A 15,011-nucleotide genomic window follows, 5' to 3' on the forward strand; every position below is an offset into this window, starting at 1 on the left:
CCACTCGTAGGGCGTGCGTTACGCAATTGTTTCGAAACGGGCGGGAAACACAATGGGCCGGCGATGCTTCTAGTATGCCTATTCAACTGACTGTCTAAATATCTAGGGGAGGATCGCGATGCAGGCAGATTCCGCTCAGCAGCAGGGCCTTTATCGCCCCGAATTCGACCACGATGCATGTGGCATCGGCGCTCTTGCCGATATCAACGGTGAGCGCCACCACCAGATTCTGGACGATGCGCTGTCCATTCTGGTCAACCTGGAGCACCGCGGTGGCACGGGACTCGAGAAGAATACCGGCGACGGCGCCGGCATCCTGTTCCAGGTTCCGCATCACTTTTTCCGCAAAGAGGCTCAAAAGTGCGGCCAGATTCTGCCGGCAGAGGGCGACTATGGCGTGGCCATGCTGTTCTTTCCGCAAGACGACAAGGGCGTAGAGGATGCCCGCCGCGTGTTTGAGGAAGGCTGTGCCGAGGCCGGCGTGCCGCTGCTCTTTTGGCGCGAGGTGCCGGTCGACCCTCACGATCTGGGCGAGACGGCCCGCGCCTGCATGCCCACCATCCTGCAGGCCTTCCTGGGCCGTCCGGACGACACGCCCGCCGGCGATGCCTTTGAGCGTCGCCTGTACGTGTGCCGCCGCACCATCGAAAAGAAGGCCGACGCCGAGTTTGCCCTGCGCGACAAGATCTTCTATGTGTGCTCCATGAGCTCGCGTACCATCGTGTACAAGGGCATGCTGGTCGCCACGCAGATGCGCCGCTTCTTTATCGATCTCAACGACGCCGCCGTTAAGACGGCCGTGGCGCTCGTCCACTCGCGCTACTCCACCAATACCACGCCTAGCTGGGAGCGCGCACATCCCAACCGCTTTATTATCCACAACGGCGAGATCAACACCCTCAAGGGCAACGTCAACTGGATTCGCGCTCGCGAACCTAACCTGTACAGCCCCGTGCTGCAGCATGATCTTGAGCGTGTGATGCCCATCATCAACCGCGAGGGTTCCGACTCCGCGATTCTGGATAATGTGCTCGAGTTTTTGGTCATGAACGGCCGTCCGCTCACGCGTGCCGCGTCCATGTTGCTGCCCGAGCCGTGGGACCACAACGACAACCTGAGCGAGGAGCGTCGCGCCTACGATGCCTACCAGTCCATGCTCATGGAGCCCTGGGACGGCCCGGCGGCCATCGCCTTTACCGACGGCCGTACGCTGGGTGCCGCCCTCGACCGCAACGGCCTGCGCCCGGCTCGCTACTACGTGACGCGCGACGGCCGCTTTATGCTGGCAAGCGAGGTGGGCACCATCGAGGTGCGCCCCGAGAATATCCTGACAAGCGGTTGTTTGGGACCGGGCCAGATGCTCGAGGTCGATTTTGCCCGCGGCCGTGTGATCTACAATGACGAGCTGCGCGCCCGCTATGCCAAGGAAAAGCCCTACCGCGATTGGATTGCCGAGGAGACGCTGACTGTTGATGCGCTCGACAAGCCCGCCGCGGCAACGCCCGCCGAGGATGCCGAGGTGCCTGCCGCCGTGCGTATGGCCAAGCTCGGCTACCACTGGGATGATGTTGACGAGGTCGTGCGCCCCATGGCCCAGCAGGGCAAGGCCCCGCTCGCCTCGATGGGTATCGATGCGCCGCTGGCCTGCCTGTCCAAGAAGACGCGCTCGTTCTTTGACTACTTCTATCAACTGTTCGCCCAGGTCACGAACCCGCCGATCGACGCCCTGCGCGAGCATATGGTCACCTCGACCACGCTCTACCTGGGCAACCACGGCAACCTGCTCGAGGACTCTCGTACGGCTTGCCAACTCGTGCGTCTGGAGCGCCCACTGCTGAGCGAGGAGGAGTTCGACCGCATTTGCGCGATTGACCGTGTTGGCTTTAAGACCCGCCGTTTCCGTGCTGTTTACCGCCGCGATGCCGGTGAGGGCGCGCTGCAGGCTGCGCTCAAGCAGCTTGCAGAGGACGTTGAGGCTGCGGTCCGCGACGGCGTGAACATCGTGGTGTTGAGCGATCGCGCCGGAGCGGACGAGGTACCCGTGCCGTCGCTGCTCGCCGTGGGCTGCGTGCACAACCACCTGATCCGCGCCGGCGTGCGTACCTTTGCCGACATCGTGGTGGAGTGTGGCGACGCCGTGTCTCCGCACGACTTTGCGGCGCTGGTGGGCTACTCCGCGAGCGGCGTCTATCCGTACAACGCGCATGCGTGCATTCGCGACCTGGCGGCGCGCGGCGATCTGGACGTGACAGCCGAGCAGGGCATCGCCAACTACAACAAGGCTGCGACCGCCGGCATCGTTTCCATTATGTCCAAGATGGGCATCTCCACGGTGCAGAGCTACCATTCGGCGCAGATCTTCGAGGCCGTGGGCTTTACGCCGGAGTTCGTCAACGCGTACTTTGCCGGCACGGTGAGCCGTGTGGGTGGTATGGGTGTCGAGGACGTTGAGCGCGAGCAAAACGAGCGCTACGACGCCGCGCTCGCTATCCTTAAGAGCCCGGCTCCCGATCAGCTGCCCACGCTGGGTCTGACCAAGTGGCGCCCGCTCGGCGGCGAGGATCACCTCATCGATCCGCAGACTGTCTACTTGCTGCAGACCGCCTGCCGTGAGGACAGCTACGACACCTTTAAGGAGTACAGCGCCCGCCTGCACCGCACCGGCCGTGCCGTGCGCCTGCGTGACTTGCTCGACTTTAATGCCAACGGCCGCAGGCCGGTTTCGCTCGACGAGGTGGAGCCTGCGCGCAACATCGTCCGCCGCTTTAACACCGGTGCCATGTCGTACGGTTCTATCAGCAAAGAGGCGCACGAGTGCATGGCCATCGCCATGAACCGCCTGCATGGACGCTCTAACTCGGGCGAGGGCGGCGAGGATCCGCGTCGCGAGACCCCGCTGGCTAACGGTGACTCCAAGAACTCCGCCATCAAGCAGGTGGCAAGTGCGCGCTTTGGCGTAACGAGCCGCTACCTGTGCAGCGCTTTCGAGATTCAGATCAAGATGGCCCAGGGCGCCAAGCCCGGCGAGGGTGGCCACCTGCCCGGTAAGAAGGTCTACCCCTGGATCGCCGAGGTCCGTCAGTCCACGCCCGGCATCGGCCTGATCTCGCCTCCGCCGCACCACGACATCTACTCCATCGAGGACCTGGCAGAGCTGATCTTTGATCTTAAGAACGCCAACCCCGGTGCGCGCGTGTCGGTCAAGCTGGTCAGCGAGGCCGGCGTCGGCACCATCGCCACCGGTGTGGCCAAGGGTGCCGCCGACAAGATCTTGATCAGCGGCCACAATGGCGGCTCGGGTGCCGCGGCGCGCGATTCCATTTGGCACGCCGGCCTGCCGCTGGAGCTCGGCCTTGCCGAGGCTCAGCAGACGTTGCTGCAAAACGGCCTGCGCTCCCGCGTGGTGCTCGAGGCCGACGGCAAGCTCATGGACGGCACCGATGTTGCCGTCGCCTGCCTGCTGGGCGCCGAGGAGTTTGGCTTTGCGACCATGCCGCTCATCTCCATGGGCTGCCTCATGCAGCGCGACTGCCAGCAGGATACCTGCCCGGCCGGCATCGCCACGCAAAACTGTCGCCTGCGTCGCGGCTTCCGCGGCAAGCCCGAGCACGTTGAGCACTTTATGCTCTTTGTTGCCGAGCAGCTGCGTGAGGTCATGGCGAGCCTGGGCTTCCGCACCGTCGACGAGATGGTCGGCCATCCCGAGTGCCTGCGCCAGATCGAGGTACCGGGCAACCGCAAGGCCAACCTGCTTGATCTGTCGCCCGTGCTGGCGAGCGCGACCTGCGAGTTCGGTGCCCATATCCCGGGCGCCGACGGTCGCCACTTCCTGCCGCAGATGGCTGCGGACAGCGAGCTCGACAAGACGCTCGACTCCACGTTGTTCGTGCCCTATACGGCCGATGCCCGTGCGCACCTGCGCCCGATTCGGTTCCGCGCCGATATCGCCAACGTCAACCGCTGCGTGGGCACCATCCTGGGCAATGCGGTGACCAAGGCGCATCCCGAGGGCCTGCCCGCCGGCTCCATCACCATCGATTGCGATGGTTCGGCCGGTCAGAGCTTTGGCGCCTTTCTGCCGCGCGGCATTACGCTCAACGTGTGCGGCGACGCCAACGACTACTTTGGCAAGGGCCTTTCGGGCGGCGAGGTGTCGGTGCGCCCCAACCCGCATGCGACCTACAAGTTCGACGAGAACATCATCGTGGGCAACGTGGCGTTCTTTGGTGCCACGAGCGGCCGCGGCTTTATTAACGGCCTTGCCGGACAGCGTTTTGCCGTGCGTAACTCCGGTGCCACCGTGGTGGTCGAGGGCTGCGGCAACCATGGCTGCGAGTACATGACGGGCGGCCTGGCGCTCATCTTGGGCGAGGTCGGGCAGAACTTCGCCGCCGGTATGACGGGTGGCGTGGCCTATGTCTTTGACCAGTACGGCACGCTCGAGGCCCGTGTGAACCACGAGAGCGTGGAACTCAAGGCCCCGACGGCTGGCGAGCTGGCACAGATTCGCGCGCTCATCCAGGAGCACGTGGACGCGACACAGAGCCCGCGCGGCATTAAGCTGCTCTACAGCTTCGACTCGATGAGCAAGCACTTTGTGAAGGTCATTCCGACCGAGTACGAGCGCGTGCTGGCGATTGTCGCTGCGGCCGAGGCCGTGGGCAAGACGCATGCGCAGGCCGAGGAGTTGGCGTTTGACATCGTGACCGGCCGCGCGAGCGCCGCGGATGTCGCTCGCTTTGATGTCGCGGGCGGTGCTGCGCCCGTGGCTGTCAGCTCTGTTGCTTCGACCAAGAAGGAGGCGTAAGTGCCATGGGTAAGCCCGGTGCTTTTCTTGATATCGATCGCGTGACCCACGAGCTGCGCCCCGTGGAGGAGCGCAGCCGCGATTTCGATCCGCTGTATGTGGAGCTCGACGACGATGCGCGCCGCGCCCAGGCGAGCCGCTGCATGATGTGCGGGGTGGCGTTTTGCCAGATGGGTGCGAGCTTTGGCAAGGCGCGTCCGAGTGGCTGTCCGCTGCACAACCTGATTCCCGAGTGGAACGAGCTGGTGTATCGCGGTCGCTGGGACGAGGCGGCCGAGCGCCTGTCGCTCACCTCGCCCATGCCCGAGTTTACGAGCCGCGTGTGCCCGGCACTGTGCGAGGCTGCGTGCAACCTGGGTTCGGTCGACGGCCAGCCCACAACGATTCACGATAACGAGCGCGCGATCAGCGACCACGAATGGGCAAACGGCGGCCCGCGTCGCTTTGAGCCGGCAGGGGAGGACGCGCCCTCGGTCGCCGTGGTGGGCTCCGGCCCGGCTGGCCTGGTGGCTGCATGGGAACTTGCGCGTCGCGGTGCCCGCGTGACGGTGTTTGAGCGCGACGACCGCCCAGGCGGTCTGCTCATGTACGGCATTCCCAACATGAAGCTCGAGAAGTCCGTGGTCGAGCGCCGCGTGGCGCTCATGCGCGAGCTGGGCATTGTCTTTGAGCTGGGTACTGACGTTACGAACCCTGCGGTGGCGGCCAAGCTCAATGGTTTTGACGCCGTTGTGGTGGCTGCCGGTGCTCGTACGCCCCGCGGTCTTTTGGCTACGAATGTGGATGCCCCGGGCGTGGTGTATGCCGTGGACTACCTGACGGCTTCGACCGTCTCGGTGCTCGATGGCGGTGAGCCCGCGGTGAACGCGCGCGGCCTGGACGTTGTGGTCATTGGCGGCGGCGATACCGGCAACGACTGCGTGGGTACCGCGGTGCGCCAGGGCGCACGCAGTGTGCGTCAGTTTGAGTTCTTGCCGGCCGCACCCGATAAGCGTGCGGCGAGCAATTCCTGGCCGCAGTGGCCCAACGTTAAGAAGACCGACTACGGTCAGCAGGAGGCTATCGCTGCCATGGGCGGCGAGATGCGTGCTTGGGGCGTGGATACGCTCGAGGTATTGCTGGACAAGAAGGGCGCTGCCGCGGGCCTGCGCGTGGTCGATCTGGACTGGTCGGCCGGCAAGCCCGAACGCATTGCGGGCTCCGAGCACGAGGTGCCGGCCCAGCTGGTGCTGATCGCCTGTGGCTTTACGGGTCCGGAGCACGGCGTGTTCGACGCTGTTGACGTGCCTATTGCCACGGCGGGCCGTCCGTTGCCCGTGATGGCCTCCGAGGACTCGCATCTTGCGGCTCGCGTGGATGGCGTTGCCGCGGATGCCGCGCCGGTGTATGTGGCCGGCGATGCCCGCAACGGCAGCTCGCTCGTGGTGAGTGCCATGGCCGATGCCCTCGCCTGCGCAGCCGAGGTCGCCGAGGCGCTGGGGCTGTAAGACAATCACGGAGTTACTCAACAATCGAATCGGCAAGGGCTGTCCCCAACGGCCGGCACATAAGGAGCGTCCCCAAGTGCCGGCAGCTGGGGACGTTCCTTACGTGCCGGCATCCGGGGACACTCCTTGCGGGTTTGCGAGCGTTTTGCTCGTTTGCCGACGTTTGGCTGCCTACCCGTTGGCGTTTGCGCTCGTTGCGCTCTGCTGTTTATGTGGCGGCTTTAGTTGTTTGCGGACAGCGGCGCGGGTGATTCGTCTAGTTCTACCCGCGATTTTGTGGCAATTTGCATAATCTGCAAGTATCCCGTCAAGTGCTTGGTCAGCATCTGGTTTGCAGCCCGATGCCCATTTTGCCCGTGATGGCGGCGACCACCCGCCCTCCTCGTAAGCTCAAATTGAGGTTTATCAGTTTGAGGAGGATGCCATGGCTGATCATGTTTTGGACCGGGGACGTCTGGCCGAGGCCGTCGGTGACGATATCGCCGGCATGGCCCAGTTTTGGATGCTGCGCAAGTTTCAGTTTTTGGAGTCGGCGCGTACACAGTTCGAAGTGATAGTCGATCCATGGCTCAGCTATTGCGAGGAGCCCTCGCAAAATGAAATCATGGCCTATAACATGGCATTTACCGATTGGCTGCTGTTCGAGCGTCCCTATTACCATGGCAAGACGCTGCTTGAGCTGTATGTTGACGAGCCGCCGGCGTCGCTTTCGCCCGTCTCGCTCAGACGGCTCGAGCAGGTGCGCGGCACGCACTATTTCTCGCGCTTTGGCATTTTGGATAAGGATCCCGCGACCGGTATGGTCGCGCTGCGTGACACGCGTACCGACCGTCGCTTTGACGTCTACGATCCGCATATCGTGCAAAAGGAGCACTGGCGCGATGGTGCGATTGCGGTGCGCCTCGCGTGCGTCGACGATGTCTGGCTGACGGCGGGGCAGCTCTACCTCTATGACATTGCGCGCCTGAGCGACACGGCGGTCGACGGGCCTGGCGCGGTGCATCCTGAGGACCTAGAAGATGGCTTCGATACCTCGTGTATCAGCTTCTTCTTACGGCTGGTTCGCGACATCATGGGTGCCCAGGGGCGCTACGTAAAGTCACTCAACATCTACAAACAGGAATGGGAGTAGGGGATGGGCAGTCGCGCCGCCGCCGCCCGTCTATTTGTCTCGGTCTGTAACGTCAAGGGACAAAAAACCGGTCCACCCGTTACAGATCGAGACGAGTGCTTGGGCGTTGCTGGTTTGTCTAAATCTGTAACGTTTAGGGGTCTGGAGAACGTCTAACTGTTACAGATTGAGACGTTTGGAACCCGGCAGGGGGGGATGTCTCGATCTGTAACATCTGCAGGTCAAAACTCGATCCAACTGTTACAGATCGAGACGTTTGGCACCTAGCTGGGGAAATGTCTCAACCTGTAACATCTACAGGCCAAAATTCGACCTAACTGTTACAGATCGAGACAAAGGTTGGGCGCGGTGCCGAACAATCTAAATCTGTAACAACTAGAGGCTCAAAGACTGTCTTCCTGTTACAGATCAAGACATTTGTCAGCGGAGGCAACGGTGACGATGGTCCATTTGTCTGACGTGGTGGTGATGAAAGTGTCTAATACCGTTTTCAAACACAAACATGCAACACGTAGCACCTTGGCGCGGAATAGGATGCTTGCCAGGCTCACGGAGACGGCTGAACAAGGCGTGCTGCTTGCGACGCACGACAATGCCGAGCTCATGTGGCTGCGGCGCCATGTGGGCACAGACGATATTGCGGAGCCCGAATCGCACCTATTCTGTTTTCAGCATGAATGGGATGCGTTGACGCCGCCGGAGCGGGCTCGGTGGACCATCAAGGGGCTTGCGGAGTTTCATCCCGATTGGGCGTTTTGGGGGTATGACGCCGCGCTGATATGGGGTCTGGAGGTGCCGAATGATCTGCTCGGGCCGCGTTACTTGGTCAAGACGGGTTGTTCGGTGGCGTTGAGTACGGGATATAGGCTGCTGCGTCCGCAGGCGGCGGGTGCGCTTGAGTGCGTCGACGGCGTGCGAGTGACGCCGTTTTGGCGCACGGTGGAGGATTGTCTGCTGCGTGCGCCGTTTTCATATGGTCTGGCGATTGCCGATTCTGCGCTGCGGGCGAAGGGCATATCGCGCGTCGACCTCTGCGAACGGCTCCAGGCCGATTGCGAGGGCAGACGCGGGTATCGCAGAGCTCAGGTGATTGCGTCGCATGCGGACGGGCTGTCCGAAAACGGTGGCGAGTCTCGGTTCCGAGCGTTCTTTATTGCATACGGTTTTCCGGTGCCAGAGTTGCAGGTGGAGTTTCGCGATCCGCTCGATTCGAGCCAGGTGTTTCGGGTCGATTATTTCTGGAGGCTCGAGGACGGGACGTGCGTGATTGGCGAGCTCGATGGAAAGGGGAAGTATACCTTACAGAACGGTGGGGATCGGGAGTCGGTCGACCCGTTCGTAGCAGAGCGTCAGCGGGAATCTCATCTGACATTGCTCGGGCACAAGGTGCTGAGGTTCACGTTTGATGAGCTCAAGAACCCGGGGAAGCTGGCTGAAAAGATGAGGCTGGCGGGTATTTCGCAGCGGGCCGATTTGGCTGAGGGATGGAAGCGTCAGTGGTATGGGCGCTGAGGGATACGACTAACGTGGATGTGGTTGTTCCTGTCGAGTTTGTCTCGATCTGTAACAACAAGGGGCCGTTTGGCCTCGTAACTGTTACAGATCGAGACAGAAGGTTGGCTGCCGCTAAAAGATCTAAATCTGTAACATCTAGAGGCCGAAAACCTGTCTACATGTTACAGATTTAGATGTTTGACGACAGGGCTGGAGAATATCTCGATCTGTAACATCTAGCGGCCAAAATTCGACCCAACTGTTACAGATTGAGACAAAGGCTGGACGCGGTGCCGAAAGATCTCGATCTGTAACATCTGGCTGCTAAAACCTGGTCTACCTGTTACAAATCAAGACGTTTTGCTGGAACGGCCGGAGCATTGCCGTGCTGTCTCCGTTTGCCCTCACAGCTCTCTCGTCCCTCCGCTAACCGATATGTTCGACTTTAGTTTGCCGCATTAGGTGATAATGGACAAATGTTCAAGTTAATCGTGAGGGAGGAGCTCGATATGGCGTCTGCCGATCGTTCCACATTGTTTATCAACGCGACCGTCCTGGATGGTTCGGAGCATATGGAGCCGCAGCCCGACATGGCCGTGGCCGTTGAGCGCGGTGTCATCACGTGGATGGGGCCGAGTGCTGTTGCGCAGGCGCCTGCAGGTGCCGAGGTCCTCGACCTGGCCGGGGCGTATCTCATGCCGGGCCTCATCAATATGCATGTGCATCTGTGCGGCTCGGGCAAGCCGGTTTCGGCGGGCGATGCGGGCGCGCTGATGAAGAAGCTCGATAATCCCGTTGGCCGCGCCATTGTCCGCCGCATCCTTAAGGGCAGCGCCCAACAGCAGCTGGCAAGCGGCGTGACCACGGTGCGCGGCGCGGGCGACCCGCTGTTTGCCGATCTGGCCGTGCGCGATGCTATCGACGCCGGCAAGTATCAGGGTCCACGTTTGGTGGCGCCGGGAACGGGCGTCACGGTGCCGGGTGGCCACGGCGCGGGCTTGTTCGCCCAGGTGGCCAACAGTCCCTCCGAGGCGGCCGAACAGGTGCGCGACCTGTATGCGCGCGGTGCCGACGTCATTAAACTGTTCGTGACGGGCGGTGTGTTCGATGCGACCGAGGTGGGCGAGCCGGGTGTGCTGCGTATGCCGGTGGAGGTTGCCGCGGCGGCGTGCAAGGCAGCGCACGATATGGGCCTTCCGGTTATGGCTCATGTCGAGAGCACCGAGGGCGTGAAGGCCGCGCTCGAGGCCGGCGTCGATACGATCGAGCACGGCGCTCCGTTGACGCCCGAGATCCTGGAGCTGTACCGCGGCGCCGCGGGAACTCAGCTCGAGGGGCGTGCGCCGAGTGTGACCTGCACGATCAGCCCCGCACTGCCGTTTGTGCTGCTCGATCCGGAGAAGACTCATTCGACCGAAACGCAAAAGAAGAACGGCGATATCGTGTGCTCGGGCATTATCGAGAGCGCTCGTGCGGCGCTGGAAGCCGGTATCAAGGTAGGTTTGGGTACGGATTCGAGCTGCCCGTTCGTGACCCAGTACGACATGTGGCGCGAGGTGGCCTATTTTGCCAAGTACGTGGGCGTGAGCAATGCGTTTGCGCTGCATACGGCTACGCAGGTCAATGCTGAGCTGCTGGGGCTGGGCGGCGAGACCGGTGCAATCGAGTGCGGCAAGGCTGCCGATATCCTGGTGACGCGCGAGAACCCGCTCGATGACCTGTGTGCTCTGCGCGAGCCGATGCACGTGATGTGTCGTGGCGATCTGGCGCGCAAACTCAAGGTGAAGCGTATTCCCGAGGTGGACGCTGAGCTCGACACGATTATGGCCATGCCAGCCGAGGCGCTTGCCGAGGAGCTTGCTCGCGACGGCGTGGCGTAGGTGTGACGGGGGCGGGCCCTTTGTCGCATTCAAAAAAGCCGAGGTCCCGGTGCGAGGCCTCGGCTTTTATTATGTCCTGCGGTATGGCGGCTACGAGCGCGTCTCCATCTTGGCATGGCACTTGGGGCAGGTGACGCGGATTTTGCCTTTGCCCTTGGGGACGGAGAGCATCTGGCCGCAGTTGGGGCACTTGAGGTATGCCGTGGTCTTGCGACCTTTCCACATCTTCTTGGCCGTGCGCTTGGCACGCTCAAAGTCTTCCTTACTGGTGCCGGCCGCGCGTGAGGTGCTGGCCGCTGCAGCGCCGCCACCCAAGCTGGCGACAAACTTGCCCAAGCCGGGGACCTTAGCCGAGCCGGCGACAAAGGCCTCGTTCTCCTTGCGACGTGCGTCGATGTTTTTGGACAGGCCGCGCAGCACGCCGATCACGATGACGGCGATGGCGATCCAACTGAGCCACTGGATGCGGGCCATCGATCCGATCATCGCGATGACGATGCCCGCAAAACCCATCACGATGGTGAGCTCGTCGGCGCCATTGCGGCCCTTCATAAAGTCATTCATGCAAATTGCCTTTCGTTCGATATGCCGCACGCCTTTATACCCGATTTAGAGCAAGGGGGACAGGTTAATCTGCACCAATGTGGTGCAAACATACCTGTCCTCGGAACATCAAGACGGTGCAAAGTGGTTTGTCCTCAATGCGCCGATTACTTAGAGAGCTTGTCGACGACGCGTTCGATCTCGGCGAGCTTCGCGGCTTTGAGGTCTTCGTCGCCCGATTCGATTGCCGAAGTCACGCAGCCCTCGATATGCGCCTTGAGCACGTCGGCGTTAATGCGCGCGAGGAGTGCCTGTGTGGCCATGAGCTGCGTGGAGATATCGACGCAGTAGCGGTCCTCCTCGACCATCCGCAGGATGCCGTCGATCTGGCCGCGCGCCGTCTTGAGCATACGGTTCACCGATTTGTGGTCTGCCATCATGGCGGGTCCTCGTTTCTGGTCGATGGGGTCGAATGCTTTTGATAGCAGCTAGGCTGCGGTCACGGACAGGGCGTGGAACTTCTCGCCGGCGCTCTCGACGGCGGCAGCGAGCTGCTCAGCGGCCACGGTGTCGGCGCACTCCACCTGTACCGTCTGAGTCTCGTGATCGGCATCGGCGTCGGTCACGCCGGCAACGTTGAGCAGTGCCGTCTCGACAGTAGCGTCGCAGTGGCCACACATAAGGCCGGAAGTCTTAATTGTGTAACGCATGGGTATTCCTCTCTGTTATGTCGGCTTTCCCAGGCACCCGACCTTGACCTTCAAGCCGTCGCTCGCGTACCAAAGTACGCGTCGCTCCTCTTTCAGGTCAATCTCGGGCACCTGGAAAACCCGTTCTAAGTGGACGTAATGGTGAGCCTATTTTGCCACTTTAGGCTTAAAGGATTTCAGGCGCAGCGCGTTGCTTACGACGCAAACGCTCGACAGGCTCATGGCTGCGGCGCCAAACATCGGCGAGAGCTGCCAGCCGGTGAGGGGGAAGAACACGCCCGCAGCGAGCGGAATGCCGATACCGTTGTAGAACAGCGCCCAGAACAGGTCTTGCTTGATGTTGCGAATCGTGGCGCGCGAAAGCTCGATAGCGCGGGCGACGTCCATGAGGTCGCTGCGCATGAGTACCACATCTGCCCCTTCCTTGGCGATGTCGGCGCCGGTGCCGATAGCAAGGCCCACGTCGGCGCGCGCCAGGGCAGGGGAGTCGTTGATGCCGTCGCCCACCATGGCGACCTTGCCGCCCGCATCCTGCAGTTCGCGCACGTGGCGTTCCTTGTCGGCGGGAAGCACGTCGGCAATGACCTGCTTGCTGCTCAGTCCTACGCGGCGGGCGATTGCTTCGGCCGTCACACGGTTGTCGCCGGTGAGCATGTGCACGTCGACGCCGAGCGAACACATTACAGCGATGGCCTCAGCGCTCGTCTCCTTGACCTCGTCAGCTACGGCAATGGTGCCGACAAGCTCGCCGTTCTTGGCAAAGAACAACGGTGTCTTGCCCTCGGCGGCAAATCGCTCCGCAAGTCCTGAGGGCACGGTGATACCCAGCTCGCTCATCAGGCGAACGTTACCGGCAGCGATGGCGTTTTGTCCCTCGCGCGCCGTAACGCCTCGTCCAGGCACGGCGGCAAAGTCCTCGACCATGCGCGCCACGATTCCGCGCGCCTCGCACTCGGTCATAATCGCCTCGGCCAGCGGATGCTCGCTCGAGCGCTCCAGCGCGGCAGCGAGCTTCAGTAACGCCTTTTCACTCATGGCGGGCGAGCCGTCGGCGCGCGTGGCTACCGCGATATCGGTCACGGCAGGTTTGCCGCGGGTGACCGTACCCGTCTTATCGAGCACCACGGTACCCACGCCGCGCAGGTTCTCCAGCGCCTCGGCGCTCTTAAACAGAATGCCCATCTCGGCGCCCTTGCCGGTGCCTACCATAATGGCGACGGGCGTGGCTAGGCCGAGCGCGCAGGGACAACTGATCACCAGCACGGCCACGGCGGAGGTAAGTGCCTCGTTTATGCTGCCGGTCAGTGCCATCCACACCGCAAAGGTCACGGCCGAGATCACGAACACCACGGGCACGAACACGCCGGCGACCTTGTCGGCCATGCGGGCGATGGGCGCCTTGGTGGCGTTGGCGTCCTCGACGAGCTGGATGATCTTGGCGAGTGATGTCTCGGCACCAACCCGCGTGGCGCGGAAGGTAAACGAGCCGGTGCGGTTGACGGTGGCGGCGTTGACGGTGTCGCCGGCGGTCTTTTCCACGGGGATTGACTCGCCGGTGAGCGCACTCTCGTCCACGGCCGAGCTACCCTCGAGCACCACGCCATCGACGGGGATTGACTCACCGGGGCGCACGCGCAGGACCTGGCCGGGAAGGATGCTATCGACGTCGACGGTGGTTTCGCTGCCGTCGTCGGCAACGACGGTCGCGGTTTTAGGCGCCAGATCGATGAGCGCCTCGATGGCGCCGCCGGTTTTGGACTTGCTGCGCGTCTCGAGGTATTTGCCCACGGTGACGAGCGACAGGATCGTGCCCGCGCTCTCAAAATACAGATTGTCCATGCCTGTCATCATGGCCTCGTGCACCTGCCCCGTGGCCAGCTGGTCGGCCATGATGAACATGGCATAGAGCGACCAGGCAATGGAAGCGGTGGCGCCCACGGCAATAAGGGCATCCATGGTGGGTGCGCCGTGCGCGAGTGATTTAAACCCGTTGATAAAGTACGCGTCGTTGACGTAGACGATGGGGATGAGCAGGACAAGCTCGGTGAGGGCGAGCGTCATGCTGTGGATATGGTCGGTGAAAATGCCGGGCAGCGGCCAGCCGAGCATGTGTCCCATGCCTATGTAGAACAGTGGGATGAGGAAGACGATCGAGACGATGAGGCGGGTGTGCATAGCAGAGGCGGCGGCCTCCAGCTTTTTGGTGGGCGACTCCATATGGGCGGCGCCGGACCTGACTTGCGCGCTGCCGTTTGAGCCGGCGGCACCGGTGCCCGTGCTGACGGGTGAGGCCGAGTAACCCGCGCGGTCGACGGCGGTGCAGATATCGTCGGGGGAGACCTGCGCGGGGTCGTAGTCGACCATCATGGAACCGGCGAGTAGGTTGACCGCGACGCTTTGGACGCCGTCGAGCTTGCTCACGGCACGGTCCACGTGCGCCTGGCAGGCGGCGCATGTCATGCCGCCTACGTCGAACTTATCTTGAGCCATGGCCTCTCCTTTCTGTGGTTCGGTGTTGGAATTGTTAACCTTTCGATACTATACACCCATACCCCCTGGGGGTGTATGGCAAAAGTTGAAATGTATGACATTCCGATACGGGTGTCGACTGCCAAGTTAGTGCACCATCCTCGCCCTTCGTCTCAATCTGTAACATCTAGTTCCGTTTTTGCTGAGTAACTGTTACAGATTGAGACAAACAATTCGGCGGTTGCTTAACATCTCGATCTGTAACATCTGGCAGGGAAAATGACCTCTATCTGTTACAGATCGAGATGTTGTTTTGCGAGGTTTTGGTTTGTCTCGATTCGTAACGTGTAGACCTGGTTTTGCCTCGTAACTGTTACAGATTGAGACAATTGGCCCAGACCCGCCCCGCCCGCCCCGTCATCTGTGGTTTACGTGGGGGCATACGGAGTGCAGGTATACTAACCCGCGGCGAATCTGCTCCATCGCTTA

9 protein-coding genes are annotated in these 15,011 nt (G+C 61.9%); 5 read left to right on the forward strand and 4 right to left on the reverse strand.

What is annotated here, in order from left to right; all coding sequences use genetic code 11:
- Window positions 1–118 precede the first annotated feature (118 nt).
- From gltB to ACQRAJ_RS03310, 5 genes are all read left to right on the forward strand, one after another.
- Entirely contained in the window at window positions 119–4,807 is a 4,689-nt protein-coding gene (gltB, locus tag ACQRAJ_RS03290) for a glutamate synthase large subunit (RefSeq protein WP_427747712.1), read from the forward strand.
- 5 nt (window positions 4,808–4,812) lie between these two features.
- The gene (locus ACQRAJ_RS03295) at window positions 4,813–6,294 is read left to right on the forward strand and encodes a glutamate synthase subunit beta (RefSeq protein ID WP_427747713.1); all 1,482 of its coding nucleotides are present in this window, start codon (window positions 4,813–4,815) and stop codon (window positions 6,292–6,294) included.
- Window positions 6,295–6,718: 424 nt separating this feature from the next.
- Window positions 6,719–7,426, forward strand: coding sequence for a hypothetical protein (locus ACQRAJ_RS03300; protein WP_427747714.1), 708 nt, complete (start codon window positions 6,719–6,721; stop codon window positions 7,424–7,426).
- A 435-nt stretch (window positions 7,427–7,861) separates the two neighbouring features.
- Window positions 7,862–8,938: a hypothetical protein gene (locus ACQRAJ_RS03305; RefSeq protein WP_427727431.1), complete on the forward strand. Its 1,077-nt coding sequence runs from the start codon at window positions 7,862–7,864 to the stop codon at window positions 8,936–8,938.
- Between the two features lie 491 nt (window positions 8,939–9,429).
- Window positions 9,430–10,800, forward strand: a complete 1,371-nt coding sequence (locus ACQRAJ_RS03310; protein WP_427747715.1) for an amidohydrolase family protein — start codon at window positions 9,430–9,432, stop codon at window positions 10,798–10,800.
- 90 nt (window positions 10,801–10,890) lie between these two features.
- Here ACQRAJ_RS03310 and ACQRAJ_RS03315 read toward each other — a convergent pair whose 3' ends face one another.
- The 4 genes from ACQRAJ_RS03315 to ACQRAJ_RS03330 all read right to left on the reverse strand — a co-directional run bounded on the left by ACQRAJ_RS03315 (window position 10,891) and on the right by ACQRAJ_RS03330 (window position 14,543).
- Window positions 10,891–11,364 carry a hypothetical protein gene (locus tag ACQRAJ_RS03315; RefSeq protein ID WP_427747716.1) on the reverse strand — a complete coding sequence of 158 codons (474 nt, stop codon included), beginning with the start codon at window positions 11,362–11,364 and terminating at the stop codon, window positions 10,891–10,893.
- A 146-nt stretch (window positions 11,365–11,510) separates the two neighbouring features.
- Window positions 11,511–11,783 carry a metal-sensing transcriptional repressor gene (locus tag ACQRAJ_RS03320; protein ID WP_154515956.1) on the reverse strand — a complete coding sequence of 91 codons (273 nt, stop codon included), beginning with the start codon at window positions 11,781–11,783 and terminating at the stop codon, window positions 11,511–11,513.
- A 48-nt stretch (window positions 11,784–11,831) separates the two neighbouring features.
- Complete coding sequence (locus tag ACQRAJ_RS03325) at window positions 11,832–12,053, reverse strand: heavy-metal-associated domain-containing protein (RefSeq protein WP_154515953.1); 222 nt, start codon at window positions 12,051–12,053, stop codon at window positions 11,832–11,834.
- Window positions 12,054–12,200: 147 nt separating this feature from the next.
- Window positions 12,201–14,543 (reverse strand): heavy metal translocating P-type ATPase, encoded by a 2,343-nt coding sequence (locus tag ACQRAJ_RS03330; protein WP_427747717.1) that lies wholly within the window; start codon window positions 14,541–14,543, stop codon window positions 12,201–12,203.
- Window positions 14,544–15,011: the final 468 nt, after the last annotated feature.

This window comes from Collinsella sp. SGI.184 (assembly GCF_050313415.1).
In the GTDB taxonomy this organism is placed as follows: domain Bacteria; phylum Actinomycetota; class Coriobacteriia; order Coriobacteriales; family Coriobacteriaceae; genus Collinsella.

Bases quoted from the DNA above. Each gene is read 5' to 3' on its own strand.
- ACQRAJ_RS03310 (WP_427747715.1), top strand. From the start codon at position 9,430: ATGGCGTCTGCCGATCGTTCCACATTGTTTATCAACGCGACCGTCCTG.
- ACQRAJ_RS03295 (WP_427747713.1), top strand. From the start codon at position 4,813: ATGGGTAAGCCCGGTGCTTTTCTTGATATCGATCGCGTGACCCACGAG.
- ACQRAJ_RS03320 (WP_154515956.1), bottom strand. From the start codon at position 11,783: ATGATGGCAGACCACAAATCGGTGAACCGTATGCTCAAGACGGCGCGC.
- ACQRAJ_RS03315 (WP_427747716.1), bottom strand. From the start codon at position 11,364: ATGAATGACTTTATGAAGGGCCGCAATGGCGCCGACGAGCTCACCATC.
- ACQRAJ_RS03330 (WP_427747717.1), bottom strand. From the start codon at position 14,543: ATGGCTCAAGATAAGTTCGACGTAGGCGGCATGACATGCGCCGCCTGC.
- ACQRAJ_RS03300 (WP_427747714.1), top strand. From the start codon at position 6,719: ATGGCTGATCATGTTTTGGACCGGGGACGTCTGGCCGAGGCCGTCGGT.
- ACQRAJ_RS03325 (WP_154515953.1), bottom strand. From the start codon at position 12,053: ATGCGTTACACAATTAAGACTTCCGGCCTTATGTGTGGCCACTGCGAC.
- gltB (WP_427747712.1), top strand. From the start codon at position 119: ATGCAGGCAGATTCCGCTCAGCAGCAGGGCCTTTATCGCCCCGAATTC.